This is a genomic window from Rhizobium sp. BK289 (assembly GCF_014193575.1).
GTDB lineage: Bacteria > Pseudomonadota > Alphaproteobacteria > Rhizobiales > Rhizobiaceae > Rhizobium > Rhizobium tropici_C.
Genome location: NZ_JACHZO010000005.1, coordinates 106,172 through 124,352, shown reverse-complemented (window position 1 = coordinate 124,352; position 18,181 = coordinate 106,172). Strand labels below are relative to the sequence as shown.

The following is an 18,181-nucleotide window of genomic DNA, read 5'->3' as shown; positions in this document are numbered from 1 at the left end:
ATTTTGTGACGGTCCTGTAACGCCGTGCTCAAAACGCATCCGGAAAATGCTGCGGCCAGCGGCCGGGCAACATGGCGACGATGTCATAGCGCTGTGACAGGCGGGCAAAATCCGGCTGTCGGGCGAGCCATAGGTCGCTCGCGGCACGGATGCGGTTTTGCGAGGAGAAGGAAACCGCGTCGATCGCCTCCTGTGCGCCGCGCCGCGACTTGACCTCGACGAAGATGGCGAGATCACCCTTGCGGGCGACTATATCGATTTCGCCGAGCTTGGTGCGGTGGCGGATGGCGAGAATGCGATAGCCCTTGAGCATCAGGAAGGCGGCGGCGAGATATTCGGCCATATGGCCGCGACGCCAGGCCTTTTGCCGTTTGAGCTTTTCGCCAACCTCAAACCTCGGCTCAGCCATGACGCTCCTTCATATCCAGCAGGCGCTGATAAAGCTCCTTTCGCGGCAGGCCGGTCAGACGCGCGGCTTCGGTTGCCGCCTTGGCGGTCGGCATCGTCCCTGAGAGATCGGCGAGAATGGCATCGACATCGGCCTCTGCCGCAACGCTTTCGCCGGGCGGGCCGACGAGCCAGACGATCTCGCCCTTCACATTGTCGACGGCGTCATAGAACGACGCGAGTTCGGACAACGTGCCGCGGCGGAATTCCTCGAAGGTCTTCGTCAGCTCGCGGCAGACGGCGCCTGTGCGCTCACCGCCAAGCACATCGGCGGCGGCGGCAAGGGTCGCGGCGATGCGATGCGGCGATTCAAAGAAGATGAGGGTCGCGGGGACGGTTGCCAGCTCGGCCAGGCGGTCGCGGCGGCCCTTGTCCTTGGCGGGCAGGAAACCGGCGAAGAAGAAGGCATCGTTCGGCAGGCCGGAACCGACAAGGGCCGCCAGCGGCGCGGAGGCGCCTGGAATGGGCACAACCTTATAACCCGCCTCGATCGCCTGCACGGCCAGCCGATAGCCGGGATCGGAGACGAGCGGCGTACCGGCATCGGAGACGAGCGCCACCGAGCGGCCGGCCTCCAAAGCCTGCAGCAGCCGCGGGCCGGCCTCGTCGGCATTGTGCTCGTGATAGGAGTAGGGCTTGTTCTGGATGCCGTAGCGATCAAGCAGGACGCGCGTCACACGCGTATCCTCGCAGGCGAGCACGTCGGCACCGGCCAGCGTTTCCAGCGCCCGCAGCGTGATGTCGCCGAGATTACCGATTGGCGTAGCGACCAGATAGAGCGCCGGTTCGAGGGGGCGGGCCGGGATCTGATTGTTATGCAGGCGGAAACTGCGTGTCCCGCCGTCTGATTGCTCTTCGTTCATGCCGGTCCTGAATTCACTTGGGATAAGCAGCCTTTATGGGCGAGGCGCGCACGGACGGCAAGAGCGGTGCAATTCCTGTGGAGCATTGCCGACGAAATGGCGAATTGACGCCTGGCAATTGATCCATGCCTCTTGCATTCGGATGGAGAAGTCTGCCAAGTTGCCTGTCCAATCTTTCGGGCCTTGTCCGAAAACATGTCGCTCGGGCGCCTCGGGCCGCCCGGCTAGTCACGGTCGAAAGCGGTAGCATCCATGCGTATTACAATAGAGCGGTCGAACCTCCTGAAGTCGCTGAACCACGTGCATCGCGTGGTCGAGCGTCGCAACACGATCCCGATCCTGTCCAACGTGCTGCTCAAGGCCGATGGCACGAACCTCGACATGAAGGCGACCGACCTCGATCTCGAAATCACCGAGGCGACGCCCGCCAATGTCGAACAGGCCGGCGCCACCACGGTTCCTGCGCATCTGCTCTACGACATCGTGCGCAAGCTTCCCGACGGCTCGGAAGTGCTTCTCGCCACCAACACCGACGGCAGCTCGATGACGGTCGCCTCCGGCCGTTCGAAGTTTTCGCTGCAATGCCTGCCGGAATCGGACTTTCCGGATCTCACCGCCGGTAGCTTCAGCCATTCGTTCAAGCTGAAGGCTTCGGATCTGAAGATGCTGATCGACCGCACGCAATTTGCGATCTCCACCGAAGAGACTCGTTACTACCTGAACGGCATTTTCTTCCACACGATCGAGAGCGGCGGCGACCTGAAGCTCAGGGCTGTCGCCACGGACGGCCATCGCCTGGCCCGCGCCGATGTCAGCGCCCCTTCCGGCTCCGAAGGCATGCCCGGCATCATCATCCCACGCAAGACAGTCGGCGAGCTGCAGAAGCTCGTGGACACGCCGGATGCGATCGTCACCGTCGAAGTCTCCGACGCCAAGATCCGCCTGACGATCGGCTCCATCGTCATGACCTCGAAACTGATCGACGGCACCTTCCCGGACTATCAGCGCGTCATTCCGGCCAACAACGACAAGGAAATGCGGGTCGATTGCCAGACCTTCGCCCAGGCCGTCGACCGCGTCTCGACGATTTCGTCCGAGCGTGGCCGTGCCGTGAAGCTGGCACTATCCGACGGCCAGCTGCTGCTGACCGTCAACAATCCGGATTCGGGCAGCGCGACCGAGGAGGTTGCCGTCGGCTATGAGATGGATCCGATGGAAATCGGCTTCAATGCCAAATACCTGCTCGACATTACCGCGCAGCTTTCCGGCGACGCGGCCGTGTTCCTGCTGGCCGATGCCGGATCGCCGACGCTCATCCGCGACACGGCCGGCGACGACGCGCTTTATGTGCTGATGCCGATGCGCGTGTAGAGCATGATGCCGAAAAGTGTGAGCTGTTTTCTGACGACATCATGCTCCACTTTTTTGATTCAAGAGCCGGATGATTTCAGGTCTGTTCGACCTGAAATCATCCGGCTCTGCGAAACCAAAGCGCCCTTTCATGCGTTTATGCAACGCAAGGGCGCTTTTATTTGATCCTTTGTGAATTGCGACATTTTCTCTTGTTTTTACGTCATCGCATTGCAAGATCCTAGAGAAGCGGTATGTAAGTCGCGATCGTAACATCTGGTGGGGGAGAGCATGGCGCTGCGTCTCAAGGAACGGTTGGGCAAGAAGTTCGACGAGGAGATCCGTTTCTTCAAGGGCATGATGCAAGGGCCGAAGACCGTGGGATCGATCGTTCCCACCTCATCGATCACGGCGCGCAAGATGGCTGGTGTCATCAACACGCAATCGGGCCTGCCCGTGCTGGAACTCGGGCCGGGAACTGGCGCCATCACCAAGGCGATCCTGGCACGTGGCGTCGAGCCGCAAAACCTCGTCGCCATCGAATACTCGACCGATTTCTACAACCACCTCGTCAAACTTTATCCCGGCGTGCATTTCATCAATGGCGACGCCTTTGATCTCGATACGACGCTTGGCGTGCTGCGCGGCCAGACCTTCGATTCCGTCGTCTCAGGCATTCCTCTGCTCAATTTTCCCATGAAGGCGCGTGTCGCGCTTTTGGAAAACCTGCTGGACCGCATTCCGCCTGGCCGGCCGGTGGTGCAGATTTCCTACGGGCCGGTTTCGCCTATTATCGCCAAGCCGGACCGCTATCATATCCGCCACTATGATTTCATCGTCCGCAATATTCCGCCGGCCCAGCTCTGGGTCTATAGCCGCGGCTGAGACAATCGCTGAGAAATCCATGTACGCTCTTTATGTCACGCACCCGCAGGTGCGGATCGACCCGAATGTGCCGGTGCCGCAATGGGGCTTGTCCGACACTGGCGCCGAGCGTGCGCGGCTGGCGGCGAGCCGGCCTTGGGCCAGCAAGCTGAGCCTGATCGTCTCCAGCGGCGAACGCAAGGCGATCGAAACGGCCGAAGCTTTGGCGGCGGCAAGCGGTGCGCCGATCGAGATCATCGAGGCCATGCATGAAAACGATCGCAGTGCCACAGGTTTTCTGGCGCCGCCGGAGTTCGAGAAAGCAGCGGACTGGTTCTTCGCCAACCCGCATGAAAGCTTCAACGGCTGGGAGCGCGCCATCGACGCGCAGGCGAGAATCGTCTCCAATGTCGAGGCCGTTCTTGCGCGCCACGATCCGAACGTGCCGATCGCCTTCGTCGGCCATGGCGGCGTCGGCACGCTGCTGAAATGCCATCTGGAGGGAAAGCCGATCGCGCGCCAGGGTGATCAGCCGCCGGGTGGCGGCAATCTTTTCTGTTTCGATCTTGCGAAGCGCGCCGTCTCATGCGACTGGACACCCATGGAAGATTGGATGGGATGGGCCTGAGATGACCGCACGCGACCGCTTGATCGTTGGACTGGATGTTCCAAACCTTCAGGAGGCCGAAAAAGTGGTCGGCGCCCTCGGCGACGATATCCTCTATTACAAGATCGGCTATCAGCTCGCCTTTGCCGGCGGCCTGGAATTCGCGCGCGACCTTGCCGCCAGCGGCAAGAAGATCTTCCTCGATATGAAATTGCTCGACATCGACAATACGGTCGCCTCCGGCGTGGAGAATATCGTCAAGATGGGCATGTCGATGCTGACGCTGCACGCGTATCCGAAAGCCATGAAGGCGGCTGTCGAAGCGGCCAAGGGCTCCGACCTCTGCCTGCTCGGTGTCACCGTGCTGACCTCGATGGACGAAGGCGATCTCATCGCCGCGGGATATGAATATGATCCGCATACGCTGGTGCTGCGCCGGGCCGAACAGGCGCATCTCGCCGGCATGGGCGGTATCGTCTGTTCGGCGGAGGAGTCGGCCGCCGTTCGCAAGATCATCGGGCCTGATATGGCGCTGGTGACCCCCGGCATCCGGCCAGCCGGCAGCGACAAGGGCGACCAGAAGCGCGTGATGACGCCGGCCGCTGCTATCAAGGCCGGCTCGAGCCATCTGGTCGTCGCAAGGCCGATCGTCAAGGCGGCCGATCCGAAGGAAGCCGTCCGCGCCATCCTCGCCGAGATGGACGCCGCGCTCTAAACCACGACAACAATCAGGGAGGAAAACATGCCAAAGGGATATTGGATCGCGCGCGTGGATGTCCGCGACCCCGAGCGCTACAAGGATTATGTCGCCGCCGCGAAGCCTGCCTTCGAGAAATACGGCGCGAATTTCCTTGCCCGCGGCGGAGCGTTTACCCCGCTTGAGGGACAGGCACGCGGCCGCAACGTCGTCATCGAATTTCCATCGCTGCAGCATGCCGTCGATTGCTACAATTCGCCGGAATACCAGATCGCCGCCAAAATCCGCCAGCAGGTCGCGGATGCAGAAATGGTCGTCGTCGAAGGGGTTTAAACCCTTTGAAAACGCGACGCTGCAACGCAGCGCGATAGCACTTCACCTCGGCGCCGGGATCGGCTAAGACGAAACCAGATCAGCCCAATCAAAGCCTTTCGAGGAGCCTACCATGACCCTGTCCAACCTCCCGCCGCTCGTGACCGTGTTCGGAGGATCAGGCTTCATCGGGCGGCATGTCGTGCGTGCGCTCGCCAAGCGCGGCTATCGCATTCGCGTTGCCGTGCGCCGTCCCGATCTTGCCGGCTTCCTGCAGCCGCTCGGCAATCTCGGCCAGATTTCGATCGTTCAGGCCAATGTGCGCTACCGCAATTCCATCGACCGCGCGGTCGAAGGCGCTCAGCATGTCGTCAACTGCGTCGGCATCCTTGCCCCAAGCGGCCGCAACACCTTTGACGCCGTGCAGGAATTCGGCGCCAAGGCGATTGCGGAAGCCGCCCGCAATGCCGGTGCCTCGCTGACGCATATTTCGGCACTGGGCGCCGATGCCAACTCTCCTTCGGTCTATGCCCGAACCAAGGCTCGCGCCGAAACCGCGATCCTATCGATCAAGCCGGATGCAATCATCCTGCGCCCTTCGATCGTGTTCGGACCGGAAGACGAATTCTTCAACAAGTTCGCTGACATGTCGCGCACCGCGCCGTTCCTGCCGCTGATCGGCGGCGGCAAGACGAAGTTCCAGCCTGTTTACGTCGGGGACATTGCCGAGACCGTTGCCCGCAGCGTCGACGGCAAGCTGAAGGCCGGCACGACCTATGAGCTCGGCGGCCCGGAAGTGCTGTCCTTCCGCGAATGTCTCGAGACCACGCTTTCCGTCATCAACCGCAAGAAGTCGCTCGTCTCCATTCCCTTCGGCCTGGCTTCGCTGATCGGCTCGGTTGCTTCGCTCGTGCCGCTCATTACGCCGCCGATCACCTCCGATCAGGTCACGCTGCTGAAGAGCGACAACGTCGTTTCCAAGCAGGCGGAAGCGGAAGGACGCACGCTGAAGGGCATCGGCCTGTTGCCGACGCTGCTCATCTCCGTGCTGCCGTCCTATCTCGTCCGCTATCGTCCGCAGGGTCAGTTCACCGGTTCCGGCAAGGCTGCCTGACGATTCGGCAGCTCAACGAATTCAAAACGCCGCCGGCTCCGCCGCGCGGTGTTTTTTTTGTCGTTCGAATGCCGCGGCAGAGGGCTTGCGTGCCCCGCAATCCCGCTCTCATTCACAGCTTAGCGTTGCCTAAAAGACGCACTGCGGAAATAGTCGCATTAACGTCAAATTTAACATGAACATTTATTGCTATTGCTCATCTCACTGACTAACACAGCCGCGCGTCTCAGGCTTGGACAATGAACCGGTCCGCGGCGCGCTTCACACTTCTGCGGAAAGGCATTTTTCGATGGGCAAGTCTATCGCGCTTTTGTTTGCGTGCGCGGCATTGGTGATTCTCGCCGGCTCTTTCGTAGCCCGCGGCAGCATCGCCTCGGTAAAGGGCGAATGTGCGCCGACCTACGGCGTCGATCCCTGCACAACGGGCTCTATCGACACGTCCTCCCAGAACTGATCAGGCACGAAAAAGGCCGGTTCTCACCGGCCTTCCTGCTCTTCGGTATCCTGGTATCAGGCGATTCGCCTCAGCCGATCGTATAAAGACCGATCAGGCCGAGTACGCCGATGATGATGCGCCACCATGCGAAAGGCGCGTAGCCGCGACGCGAGACGAAATCGAGCAGCGCGCGCACCACGAACAGCGCCGAAATGAATGCGGTAAAGAAGCCGACGACGATCAGCAGCCCCTGATCCATGCTCAGGTCGTGACGGCTCTTCCAGAGATCGAGCGCAAAGGCGCCCGCCATTGTGGGCATGGCGAGAAAGAAGGAAAATTCGGCGGCGGAGCGCTTGTCGGCGCCGAGCAGGAGCGCGCCGACGATAGTTGAGCCGGAGCGCGAGGTTCCCGGGATCATGGCCAGGCACTGGAAGAAGCCGATCTTGATGGCCATCGGCCAGGAGAATTCATAGGCGCTGGTGTATTTCGGCTTGAACTGGATCTTGTCGATCACAAGCAGGACGATGCCGCCGAGAATCAGCGAGATACAAATGACCTTCGGCGAGTCGAACAGCACGGTCTTGATGAAATCATGCGCCAGGGCGCCGATGACGGCGGCCGGCAGGAAGCCGAACAGGACGGCCAGAACGAAATGGCGGGCCTTGACGCTGACGGGCAGTGCCTTGGCAATCTGAACGAGCCGATTGAAATAGACGAGCAGGATGGCGAGAATCGCACCGAGCTGGATCAAAACGTCGAAAGTGGCGGCTTCCTTGAAGCCGAGAAAATGTCCGAGCAATATCAAATGGCCCGTCGAGGAGACCGGAATGAACTCCGTAAGCCCCTCCACAAGGCCCAAAACCAGCGCGATAATAATTTGTTCAGCCATATCGTGTCCTTTGTCAAACGGCCGGGCGGCCCGATTCGCTTGTGCAAACTAGGCCAAGATCCTATAGCTTCAACCGATGACAAATGACTAGGGCCGCAGAATAGCGACCAAAAGCTCCGTAGCATCAATCAGAAACACCCGAGTACCAATGCCGACGCTGTATCACCACCCGATGTCATCCTCCTCACGGTTCGTTCGTCTGATCCTGACCGAATACGGCTATCAGACGGAACTGATCGAGGAACAGACCTGGGAAAAGCGACGCGATTTCCTGGCGCTCAATCCCGCCGGCACCCTGCCCGTGTATGTCGATGACAGCATGCGGGCACTCTGTGGCGCAACCGTGATCTCCGAATATCTCGACGAGACGCATGGAGTGCTGAAACGGGATCGCCGGCTTCTGGCCGAAGATCCGTTCCAGCGCGCTGAGATTCGCCGGCTGACGGAGTGGTTCATGCAGAAGATGGAGCAGGACGTCACCCGCCCGCTCACGCGCGAGCGTGTGTTCAAGCTGCAGATGACCGCCGAACAGGGCGGCGGCGCGCCGGATTCCAAGGTGATGCGCATGGCGCGCGGCAATATCCGGCAGCATATGAAATATCTGTCCTGGCTTGCGGGCTCGCGGCAGTGGCTCGCGGGCGAACGGCTGAGTTATGCCGATCTTGCCGCCGCAGCCTCGGTTTCGGTGCTAGACTATTTGGGCGAGATCGACTGGACGGAATCGCCTGTGGCCAAGGAATGGTATCAGCGGCTGAAATCGCGCCCGTCCTTCCGCCCGATCCTGGCAGAGCGCGTGCGCGGTGTCACTCCGGTCTCGCACTACGCCGACCTGGATTTCTAGAGCGTTTTTTTGCGCAATTCCGGCCGGAAAACCGCTAACGCATCTTATCCTGGAATTGCCATGACGAGGGCTCGACATGCCCGATGATCGCGAAACGGAAAAAGCGGACAAGCGCAGAAGCACGCTGACGGCTTTCCTGCGGGAGGAAGCGCGCGCGCACGGCTTCGATCTCTGTCGCATCACCAGGCCGGATGCCATTCCGCAAGCGGCTGTCCGGCTCGGGCAGTTCCTCGACCAGGGTCATCACGGCACCATGGGCTGGATGGAGGAAACGCGCGACCGGCGGGGCAATCCACACGTGCTCTGGAGCGAGACACGCTCTATCGTCGTCTTCGGCCTCAATTACGGCCCCGACGAAGATCCGCGCGGCATCCTGGAGAAGAAGGACAAGGCGGCAATCTCCGTCTATGCCAGAAACCGCGACTATCATGACATCATCAAGGGCCGGCTGAAGGAGATCGCCACCCGGTTTGCCGCGCGCTCGAAGGAGGACGTCAAGGTCTTCGTCGATACGGCGCCGGTCATGGAGAAGCCGCTTGCAGAGGCTGCCGGCCTCGGCTGGCAGGGCAAGCACACCAATCTGGTCAGCCGCGCCTTCGGCTCCTGGCTGTTCCTCGGCTCGATGTTCACTACGGCCGATCTCGAGCTCGATGAGCCGGAGATAGACCATTGCGGCTCCTGCCGGGCCTGCCTCGACGTGTGTCCAACCGCAGCCTTCCCTGCGCCCTACCAGCTCGATGCGCGCCGCTGCGTTTCCTATCTCACCATCGAGCACAAGGGACCGATCGATCCTGAGCTACGACCATTGATCGGCAACCGCATCTATGGCTGCGACGACTGTCTTGCCGCCTGCCCCTGGAACAAGTTCGCAAGCGCCGCTTCGGAAATGAAGCTGGTCGCCCGCGACGATCTGAAGGAACCGTCGATCGCCTTTCTGCTTGATCTGGACGACGCGGCCTTTCGCACATTCTTCAGCGGCTCGCCGGTCAAGCGCATCGGCCGGGACCGGTTCATCCGCAATGTATTGATCGCGGCCGGCAATTCGGGCGAGCGTTCCTTTATCGAGAGATGCCGCCAACTGGCTGGGGATCCCTCACCCGTCGTACGCGGCATGGCGATCTGGGCGCTGTCGCGACTGATGACGGCTGGCGAGCTCCGAGCATTTGCGGCAGAAAGGGACGACGAAGCGAACGAAGAGGTTCGCGCGGAATGGACATTGGCGGGAGTAGTATGATGCATGTGATGATTTTCGGCTGCGGCTATTCGGGAACAGCCATCGCCAAGGCTTTCGCCGGCGCAGGCGTTCACATCACGGGCACGACCCGCTCCGCCGATAAGGCCGAGCTGCTGACGAAAGAAGGCATCGAGGCCTTCGTCTTCGACGGCGAGACGCTCGATCCCGCCTTGACCGAGGCCATGCAAACCGCGACGCATCTGGTGCAGTCGATCGCGCCGGGCAAATCAGGCGATCCGCTGCTGCGGCTGGCGCAGCTCGATCTCAAGGCGCTGATGCCGAAGCTGGAATGGATCTGCTATCTCTCGACCGTCGGCGTCTATGGCGACCACAAGGGCGCCTGGGTCAGCGAACAGACGTCGCTGCATCCGATCGCGGATCGTTCGGTCGAGCGCGTCGAGGCCGAAGACGGCTGGCTGCGCGTCGGCATCAGGCTCGATCTTCCCGTTGCCGTGCTCAGGCTTTCCGGCATTTACGGCCCGGGCCGCAACGCCTTCTGCAACCTGGAAAAGGGCACGGCACGGCGGCTGATCAAGGCGAACCAGGTCTTCAACCGTATCCGCGTCGAGGATATCGGCGCCTGCGCCCGCTTCCTGTCCGAGCACAAGCTAGGCGGCATATATAATGTCACCGACGACGAACCCGCGCCTCCGCAGGATGTAGTCGCCGAGGCTGCCCGCCTCATGGGTGTCGAACCACCGCCGGAGCAGGCTTTCGAGACAGCCGAGCTGACGCCGATGGCACGCTCCTTCTATGGCGAGAACAAGCGGGTCTCGAACAAGAAGCTGCGTTCACTCGGCTTTGCCTTCCGCTATCCGGAATATCGTATGTCGCTTGCCGAGCTCTGGTCGTCTGGACGGTGGCGCGGCTAAAGGCCCTTCTCCGCGCGGAGAAAAATCGCACGAAAATTCCTACTTAGCCGGCTGACCTAGTTCAATTTACTCCGTATTTATGGTTAACGACCTCTAAAATTGCACAAATGAGGCAGCAATTATGGCAAATTCGGAAAATTATTTTTCCGAATTTCGTGATCTCCGACAACGCGCCTCGCGTATGGGAAAATTTATTCCATTTTTAACTGATTTTATTAGGTTTTTTCCACAATCAAGCAAAGCCGTTGATTAGTCACAGTATTTGCCTTGAATCACAAATGTTACAGCTTGTAACATTCCGTGATCGATAGTGGCACTTTTTCGCCATTTTTGGCCTGATTTAAGCCCGCCGCCTACCCAGGGCGCAAGTTCAATAGCTTGAGGGAAAAATCGGTTTGAAGAAAATCGCACGTTCTTTGGCAATCGCCGCAACTATATCCGCCTCCATTATTGTCGTTTCGACACCGGCATCTGCATCCACCGGATGCGGAGGCGCCTCATGGTACGGAGGAAGTTCCAAAACAGCTTCCGGTGAACGTATGAGTTCCAAAAATCTCACCGCAGCCCATCGCTCGCTCGCCTTCGGCACGCGCCTGCGGGTCACCAACAAGCATAACGGCCGCAGCGTCGTCGTTCGCATCAACGACCGCGGACCTTTCATTCGCGGCCGCGTTCTCGATCTCTCCCGCGCCGCCGCACAGAATATCGGCATGGTCGCCTCCGGTACGGCCAAGGTCTGTTACGACGTCGTCGCCTCGAAGTAATCGCTCGATCAAGCCGGATCCGTCAGGCATTTCGGCGCGACGCTTGCTCTCTCCGTCAATCGCGGCTACGACGCGGTTGGGACGTCTCAATAATCCGCCGCCACGTGCATTTTTCGTGCGGATTGATGAGGTGTCGGCTATTTTGATAGGGCGCAACGCTTCCCGGTAAACTCCGCTGAGTTCGGGACGGTGCGCAAGCAGGAGAGTGTGAATGCGTCTGGGCGGCCGATTGCAGGGGGCCATCGAAGTTCTTGCCGATATCGAAGCGCGCAAGCGACCGGTGGCCGACGCCCTGAAGGATTGGGGCCTTGCTCATCGCTTCGCCGGTTCCGGCGACAGGGCCGCAATCGGCAATATCGTCTACGACGCCCTGCGTATGCGGCTTTCCCATGCCTGGCTGATGGGTGACGACAGCCCCTCGGCGCTTGCACATGCCGTACTCTTTCGCCAATGGGGACTGACACCCGAGGCGCTGGCCGCCGAGCTTGAGGGCGATAAATTCGCTCCCGAAGCGCCGAGCGCCGAAAATCTGGCCGCCTTTGCGGCCCGCAAGCTCGAAGACGCGCCGCTTCACATCCAGGGCGATATCCCCGAATGGGTCGAGCCTTCATTCCAGCACGCCTTCGGCGACGGCTGGCTTGCCGAGGCGAAGGCTCTTTCCGAACGCCCCACGCTCGACCTTCGTGCCAATGCCCTGAAAGCAGACCGCGCCAAAGTCGTGAAGGCGCTGGAACGCGCAGGCGCGCAGGCATCGAAGATCGCCCGCTTCGGCATCCGCATTCCCGCTGGCGAAGGCGCATCGCGCCTGCCGAACGTTACCGCCGAGCTCTCCTTCCAGAAGGGTTGGTTCGAGGTGCAGGATGAGGGCTCGCAGATCGTCGCCGATCTCGTCCTGCCGGAGGAAGGCGACCAAGTACTCGACTATTGCGCCGGCGGCGGCGGCAAGACGCTCGCCATGTCGGCGGCAATGCACAATAAGGGCCAGGTCCACGCCTATGATACCGATCGCCGGCGGCTGGCACCGATCATCGAGCGGCTGAAGCGGGCCGGGACCCGCAATGTTCAAGTGCATGACGAACGCAACGGGTTGCTTCCTCTGCGCGGCAAGTTCGACAAGGTTCTCGTCGATGCGCCCTGCACCGGTACCGGCACCTGGCGACGTCGGCCCGACACGAAATGGCGGCTCACGCAGAAGAATCTCGACGAGCGCACCAGCCAGCAGCAGGAAGCTCTCGCCCAGGCCGGCGAATTCGTCCGCCCCGGCGGCTCGCTGCTCTATGTCACCTGCTCGGTCCTGCCCGAGGAGAACGAGGCGCAGGTCAACCGCTTCGCCAGCCTCAATCCGGATTTCGAGGTCGTCGAAGCCTTGAATTCCTGGGAAAAGCTGTTCGGCAAGGAGATGCCGCGGCCCCATTCTTCCGACGGCCGGACTATCACGCTGACGCCCGCCTCCACCGATACGGATGGCTTCTTCTTCTGCCGCCTGCAGCGGAAGGGATGAGGCTCAATCCATCCGCCCGCGATGGACGGCGAGCGGACGCCTCTTCTTCTCAACAATCCACTCTGTTTTTAAGGCCGAACCCGCAAGGTTCGGCTTAAAACCATTCTAAACTAGAGCGTTTGACACAAGTTTATTTTTCATACATGACACAAAACGCCAAGTTTTTGACGGTGCCCCCACCGTCACCAGGAGAGGAACATGAAATTTAAGATCAATTTTGGCGCCGTGCTTGCGGTGGCCGTTGCCACATCTGCCGCATCCGGCCTGCCCGCCCTCGCTGCTGCCCCTGAACCGGCTGCCGTTCTCAAGCATTATGCAGAGCTTGCCCATGCCAAATATCAGGACTCGCTGACGACGGCGAAGGCGCTCGACAAGGCGATCGATGCCCTGCTCGCCAATCCCGGCGACAAGACGCTGAAGGCGGCGCGCGCAGCCTGGATCAAGGCTCGCGTTCCCTATGCGCAGACGGAAGTCTACCGCTTCGGCAACCCGATCGTCGACGACTGGGAAGGCAAGGTGAATTCCTGGCCGCTGGACGAAGGCCTGATCGACTATGTCGACGCCTCCTATGGCACGGAAAGCGACGAGAACGCGCTCTATGTCGCCAATGTCATCGCCAACAAGACGATCAAGATCAACGGCAAGGATGTCGATGCCTCGCATCTGACGCCGGAATTCCTGTCGGGCACACTGCATCAGGCGGGCGGTGTCGAGGCCAATGTCGCGACCGGCTACCACGCTATCGAATTCCTGCTCTGGGGTCAGGACCTGCACGGCACCAAGGCGGGCGCCGGCGAACGCCCGGCAACCGATTACGATCTGAAGAATTGCACGCACGGCAATTGCGACCGCCGCGCCGAATATCTGAAATCCGCCTCGACGCTGCTCGTTGCCGACCTGCAGGACATGACGGACAAGTGGGAGCCGGACGGCGAAGCCACCAAGCATCTCGAAGCGGATCCGAAGGCTGGCCTCACCGCCATCCTGACCGGCATGGGCTCGCTCTCCTACGGCGAACTTGCCGGCGAGCGCATGAAGCTCGGCCTGCTTCTGCACGATCCGGAAGAAGAGCAGGATTGCTTCTCCGACAATACCTATAACGAGCACAATGGCGACGCGATCGGCATCGCCTCCGCCTATACCGGCACCTACACCCGCGCCGACGGCACCAAGATGAAGGGTCCGTCGCTGCACGATCTGGTCAAGGCCAAGGATCCGGCGCTCGACAAGGAAATGGAAGGCAAGCTCGACACGACGCTTGCGGCCATGAAGGCGCTGGTGCATCGCGGCGAAACGGTCGAAAAATACGACCAGATGATCGGCGAGGGCAACAAGGAAGGCAACGCGACGGTTCAGAAGGCCATCGACGGCCTGCTCGACCAGACGAAGAGCATCCAGCGCGTCATCGCCGCTCTCGACCTCGGCACGATCAAGCTTGAAGGTTCGGACAGCCTGGACAATCCTAACGCCGTCTTCAAGAAGTAATAGGGACGGTGGCAGCGCGCACCGCGCTGCCACCCCGACACCCATGACAAGCATTCCGGCCAACCGCGCCCTGCTGCCCGCCTTCGCTGCGGGTTTTTTGGTTTTTTCGATCACGCTGGCCACCGCCGGCATTCTCGACTTTCCGGCGACCCGCACCGATCTTGCACCCGAACAGCTGAAGCGGGTGCGCGACGTCACCCGCGCGACTACGGATTTCTCCAAGGCCGAGCCCTATGAAGCGATGCAGGGCGGTGCGCTGACCTCGATCGATCCTGTCAGCCGCGATATCTTCTCGCAGCCCTCGGCCAATCTGAGCTCGGAGCGCGGACAGGATTTCCATCTCGGCAACGCCCTCTTCCGCAAGCTCTGGGTTTCGGCTCCCTCTTCGACACAGGCCTCCGATGGGCTGGGGCCGCTGTTCAATGCCCGCTCCTGCCAGAGCTGCCACATCCGGGACGGCCGCGGCCATGCGCCGGATGCCGCCGGAACGGCTGCGACCTCGATGGTCCTGCGCCTGGCACGGACCGCCGTCACGCCGGAAGAGGAGCAGGCGGTCAGGGACTTCCGCGCGCTGAATTTTCCGGACTCCACCTATGGGGCGCAACTGCAGGATCTCGCCGTGCCCGGACTTGCCGCCGAAGGCAAGGTGACGCTCAGCTATAGCGAGGAGACGGTGACGCTTGCGGGCGGTGAGACAGTGACGTTGCGCAAGCCGACATACGGCATGAGCGATCTTGCCTATGGACCGCTCGACACTACGACAACGATTTCAGCGCGTATCGCGCCGCCGATGATCGGCCTCGGCTTGATCGAGGCCATTGCGGATGCCGATATCCTTGCCAATGCCGACCCTGACGACAGGAAAGGCACCGGCATTCGCGGCCGCCCCGCCATCGTCCGCGATCATCGCACAGGTGAAATCGCGCTCGGCCGATTTGGCTGGAAGGCGCAGAATGCCACCGTGCGCGACCAGGTGGCGGATGCCTTCTCGGCCGATATCGGCATTTCGACGCCAGACCGGCCGGACGCCTATGGCGATTGCACGTCCAGGGAGCCGCGCTGCCTGGTCATGCCGAACGGCATCCAGAAGCGGCTGGGCGATACGGAAGCGTCGGATCCCGTCCTTCCCCTCGTCACCTTCTATTCCGAAAATCTCGCCGTGCCGGCTCGCCGCAAGGCGAGCTTTCCCGATGTGCTGCATGGCAAGGAACTATTTTACAGCGCCGGCTGTGCGGCCTGTCACACGCCGAAATTCGTGACCCGCGACGACCTCAAGGGCAGCGATGGCAAGGACTCCCCGCAGGCCTTCCAACTGATCTGGCCCTATTCCGATTTCCTGCTGCACGACATGGGCGAAGGTCTTTCGGATGGGCAGCAGGTGGGCGTGGCATCCGGTCGCGATTGGCGCACGCCGCCGCTCTGGGGTATAGGCCTGACGCAGACGGTGAGCGGCCGGCAGGCCTACTTGCATGACGGCCGCGCCGCCACGCTGACCGAAGCCATCCTCTGGCACGGAGGAGAGGCGGAAAAAGCCCGCAACGCATTCGCCGGTCTTTCGAAGGACGACCGGCAAGCCCTCGTCAACTTTCTGGAGTCCCTTTGATGCGCCATTGGAAACGCCCGGAGCATTTCCGCTCTGAACGGAGTCACCGAAATGTTCCGTCCCATTGTTTTCACGCAATTCCGGACGCAAAACCGCTGCGCATTTTTGCTGGAATTGCTCTGGCCGCCAGCCTTCTGCTTACCGTTGCAGCCCTGCCTGCCCATGCCGAGGACGCGGCGACCGCTGGCGCCGGCCTGAACGAGGCGGCGGTGCCGGCCACTCTGCAGAAGGCGGTGGACGACGTCATCCGCCCAGGCTACCGCGCCATGCACGACTCCGCATCGAAGCTGACGGCGGCAATGAAGGCGCTTTGCGCCGACCCCACGAACGCGACGCTTTCCGGCGCTAAAGCCGCCTTCGGCGATACGGTGAAGGACTGGTCGCGCATCGAGATCGTCGATACCGGCCCGATCATCGAACAGAACCGCTTCGAGCACATCCTCTTCTATCCCGATCGCAAGGGCGTCGGTCTCAGGCAGGTGCAGGCGCTGATCGCCAGGGCGGACGAGCAGGACACCACCGTCGAGGCCGTCGCCGGCAAGAGCGTGGCGCTGATGAGCATGACGGCGCTGGAATATGTGCTCTTCGGCAACGGTTCCGACATTCTCGGCAAGGACAAGCAGAGTTTCCGCTGCCGCTATGGCGCGGCGGTCGCCGGCAATATCGAAAATACGGCCAAGGAAATCGCCGACGAATGGGATGCGCCCGACGGCGTGCAGAAATCCTGGAAGTTTCCTGGCAAGTCCAGTGACGATTTCATGGACAACAAGGAGGCCGTGACGGCGTTGCTGGGCATCCTCGTGCATGGCGCGGCCAATGTCCGCGACCAGCGGCTGGAAACCTTCTACAAGGGCGATGCGGCGGCGGCCCGGCCGAAGATGGCGATCTACTGGCGCTCGGCCAACACCTGGGCCTCGTTTACCGGTAACATCGAAGGCCTGAAGACGCTTTGGGAAAATGCCGACATGGCAAACCTGCTGCCATCGGACAAGCGCGCCGTCGCCACCAAGATCGACGGACTGCTGAACGAACTCGCGGCTACAGCACCGACGATCAATCCGGATATCGAGGCAGCCATCGGCAACGATGCGGAACGCGCCAAGATCGACAAGCTGCTCTCCGTCAGCCGCGATCTCGCCACCAGCTTCAGCGACGAGTATGGCGGCGCCATCGGCCTTTCAGCCGGCTTTTCCTTCGCAGATGGAGACTGAAGGCGATGCGTAGCAGCATGATCGATCGGAGAACCTTCGTCAAGGCGGCAGGGCTGACCTTCCTCGCAGCGTTGAAGCCGGGGGCCTTGATGGCGTTGGAACGAGCCGATGCGGTGTACGCCTCCGGCATCCGCGCCACTGACGGCTCCTTTGCCGTAGCGACGGTGACCGAACAGGGGCGTATCATCGATCAGGTGGCGCTACCCGCCCGCGCCCACGGCATGGCCTTTTCGAAGGCGACCGGCAAGACCGTCGCTTTTGCGCGCCGGCCCGGTACCTATGCGATGATCTTCGATCCCTGGAACAAGGCCGAGCCGATCGTCATTTCCGCTAGAGAAGGCCGGCATTTCTACGGCCACGGCACGTTTTCGCCCGATGGCAGGCTGCTCTATGCCAGCGAGAATGATTTCGACAATAATCGCGGTATCATCGGGCTCTACGACAGCAACAACCGCTTTGCCCGCATCGGCGAATACGAGACCTATGGCGTCGGCCCACACGACATGACGGTTTCGGACGATGGCAGGTTCCTGGTCGTCGCCAATGGCGGCATCGAGACCCATCCGGATTTCGGCCGCACCAAGCTCAATCTCGACCATATGGAACCGTCGCTGACGCTGATCGACGCCGCGAGCGGCCGGCTGATCGAGAAGCACACGCTACCGTCGCAATATGCCCAGGTCTCGACCCGTCATGTCGACATCGATGCCAGCGGCCGGGTCTGGTTCGCCTGCCAGTATGAAGGCCACCGCAACGACCTGCCGCCGCTTGTCGGCCATTTCGCGAGGGGCGAGGACCTGACCTTCGTTGCCCTGCCCGACGAGACGACCCGGGCTCTTGGCAATTATGTCGGAGCCATCGCGGTCAATCGCACCGAGAATCTCGTTGGCGTCACTTCACCGATCGAAGGGACTTCGGTGACGCTCGATGCGAAGACCGGCAAGGTGCTAAGGGTGGAGAGCATCGCCGATGCGGCCGGCATCGCGCCGACCCGCCATGGCTTTGCCGTTTCCTCCTATGGAGGCGATTTCCTCGGCGAGCACAGCGATGTCGCCTGGGACCAGCACATCGTGCGCATCGCCCGCGGCTGA

General features: G+C 61.3%; 19 protein-coding genes. 16 read left to right on the top strand and 3 right to left on the bottom strand.

What is annotated here, in order from left to right; translation table 11 throughout:
* Positions 1-28: 28 nt before the first annotated feature.
* Both FHT84_RS11405 and rsmI read right to left on the bottom strand, forming a co-directional pair.
* The gene (locus tag FHT84_RS11405) at positions 29-409 is read right to left on the bottom strand and encodes a YraN family protein (protein ID WP_169644197.1); all 381 of its coding nucleotides are present in this window, start codon (positions 407-409) and stop codon (positions 29-31) included.
* Positions 402-1,310 carry a 16S rRNA (cytidine(1402)-2'-O)-methyltransferase gene (gene rsmI / locus FHT84_RS11400; RefSeq protein ID WP_169644195.1) on the bottom strand — a complete coding sequence of 303 codons (909 nt, stop codon included), beginning with the start codon at positions 1,308-1,310 and terminating at the stop codon, positions 402-404. Before rsmI ends, FHT84_RS11405 begins: the two co-directional genes overlap by 8 nt.
* 252 nt (positions 1,311-1,562) lie before the next feature.
* Here rsmI and dnaN point away from each other — a divergent pair, with 252 nt between their 5' ends.
* From dnaN to FHT84_RS11365, 7 genes are all read left to right on the top strand, one after another.
* Positions 1,563-2,681, top strand: a complete 1,119-nt coding sequence (gene dnaN / locus FHT84_RS11395; RefSeq protein ID WP_112343588.1) for a DNA polymerase III subunit beta — start codon at positions 1,563-1,565, stop codon at positions 2,679-2,681.
* Positions 2,682-2,951: 270 nt separating this feature from the next.
* Positions 2,952-3,545, top strand: coding sequence for a phospholipid N-methyltransferase PmtA (pmtA, locus tag FHT84_RS11390; RefSeq protein WP_112343587.1), 594 nt, complete (start codon positions 2,952-2,954; stop codon positions 3,543-3,545).
* Positions 3,546-3,564: 19 nt separating this feature from the next.
* Entirely contained in the window at positions 3,565-4,152 is a 588-nt protein-coding gene (locus FHT84_RS11385; protein WP_183762328.1) for a histidine phosphatase family protein, read from the top strand.
* A 1-nt stretch (position 4,153) separates the two neighbouring features.
* Entirely contained in the window at positions 4,154-4,846 is a 693-nt protein-coding gene (gene pyrF / locus FHT84_RS11380) for an orotidine-5'-phosphate decarboxylase (RefSeq protein ID WP_169644189.1), read from the top strand.
* A 27-nt stretch (positions 4,847-4,873) separates the two neighbouring features.
* Positions 4,874-5,161, top strand: coding sequence for a DUF1330 domain-containing protein (locus tag FHT84_RS11375; RefSeq protein WP_075856622.1), 288 nt, complete (start codon positions 4,874-4,876; stop codon positions 5,159-5,161).
* 112 nt (positions 5,162-5,273) lie between these two features.
* Entirely contained in the window at positions 5,274-6,254 is a 981-nt protein-coding gene (locus FHT84_RS11370; protein ID WP_113251314.1) for a complex I NDUFA9 subunit family protein, read from the top strand.
* A 289-nt stretch (positions 6,255-6,543) separates the two neighbouring features.
* Positions 6,544-6,708, top strand: a complete 165-nt coding sequence (locus FHT84_RS11365) for a hypothetical protein (RefSeq protein WP_169644184.1) — start codon at positions 6,544-6,546, stop codon at positions 6,706-6,708.
* A 70-nt stretch (positions 6,709-6,778) separates the two neighbouring features.
* Here FHT84_RS11365 and FHT84_RS11360 read toward each other — a convergent pair whose 3' ends face one another.
* Positions 6,779-7,579, bottom strand: coding sequence for an undecaprenyl-diphosphate phosphatase (locus tag FHT84_RS11360; RefSeq protein WP_112343584.1), 801 nt, complete (start codon positions 7,577-7,579; stop codon positions 6,779-6,781).
* A 148-nt stretch (positions 7,580-7,727) separates the two neighbouring features.
* Between FHT84_RS11360 and FHT84_RS11355 the strand changes: the two genes are divergently transcribed.
* The 9 genes from FHT84_RS11355 to FHT84_RS11315 all read left to right on the top strand — a co-directional run bounded on the left by FHT84_RS11355 (position 7,728) and on the right by FHT84_RS11315 (position 18,181).
* Positions 7,728-8,420 carry a glutathione S-transferase family protein gene (locus tag FHT84_RS11355; RefSeq protein WP_112343583.1) on the top strand — a complete coding sequence of 231 codons (693 nt, stop codon included), beginning with the start codon at positions 7,728-7,730 and terminating at the stop codon, positions 8,418-8,420.
* Between the two features lie 76 nt (positions 8,421-8,496).
* On the top strand, positions 8,497-9,654 hold the full coding sequence (queG, locus tag FHT84_RS11350; protein WP_183762325.1) for a tRNA epoxyqueuosine(34) reductase QueG: 1,158 nt from the start codon (positions 8,497-8,499) through the stop codon (positions 9,652-9,654).
* Positions 9,654-10,526, top strand: a complete 873-nt coding sequence (locus FHT84_RS11345; protein ID WP_112343581.1) for an SDR family oxidoreductase — start codon at positions 9,654-9,656, stop codon at positions 10,524-10,526. The genes queG and FHT84_RS11345 overlap by 1 nt, the downstream gene beginning before the upstream one ends.
* A gap of 395 nt (positions 10,527-10,921) precedes the next feature.
* Positions 10,922-11,290, top strand: coding sequence for a septal ring lytic transglycosylase RlpA family protein (locus tag FHT84_RS11340; RefSeq protein WP_169644179.1), 369 nt, complete (start codon positions 10,922-10,924; stop codon positions 11,288-11,290).
* Between the two features lie 211 nt (positions 11,291-11,501).
* On the top strand, positions 11,502-12,791 hold the full coding sequence (locus FHT84_RS11335; protein WP_112343579.1) for an RsmB/NOP family class I SAM-dependent RNA methyltransferase: 1,290 nt from the start codon (positions 11,502-11,504) through the stop codon (positions 12,789-12,791).
* 198 nt (positions 12,792-12,989) lie between these two features.
* On the top strand, positions 12,990-14,276 hold the full coding sequence (locus FHT84_RS11330; protein WP_112343578.1) for an imelysin family protein: 1,287 nt from the start codon (positions 12,990-12,992) through the stop codon (positions 14,274-14,276).
* Positions 14,277-14,319: 43 nt separating this feature from the next.
* Complete coding sequence (locus tag FHT84_RS11325; protein ID WP_183762322.1) at positions 14,320-15,879, top strand: di-heme oxidoredictase family protein; 1,560 nt, start codon at positions 14,320-14,322, stop codon at positions 15,877-15,879.
* Positions 15,879-17,090 carry an imelysin family protein gene (locus FHT84_RS11320; protein ID WP_246698527.1) on the top strand — a complete coding sequence of 404 codons (1,212 nt, stop codon included), beginning with the start codon at positions 15,879-15,881 and terminating at the stop codon, positions 17,088-17,090. Before FHT84_RS11325 ends, FHT84_RS11320 begins: the two co-directional genes overlap by 1 nt.
* Before the next feature lie 5 nt (positions 17,091-17,095).
* Positions 17,096-18,181: a DUF1513 domain-containing protein gene (locus tag FHT84_RS11315; RefSeq protein ID WP_183762319.1), complete on the top strand. Its 1,086-nt coding sequence runs from the start codon at positions 17,096-17,098 to the stop codon at positions 18,179-18,181.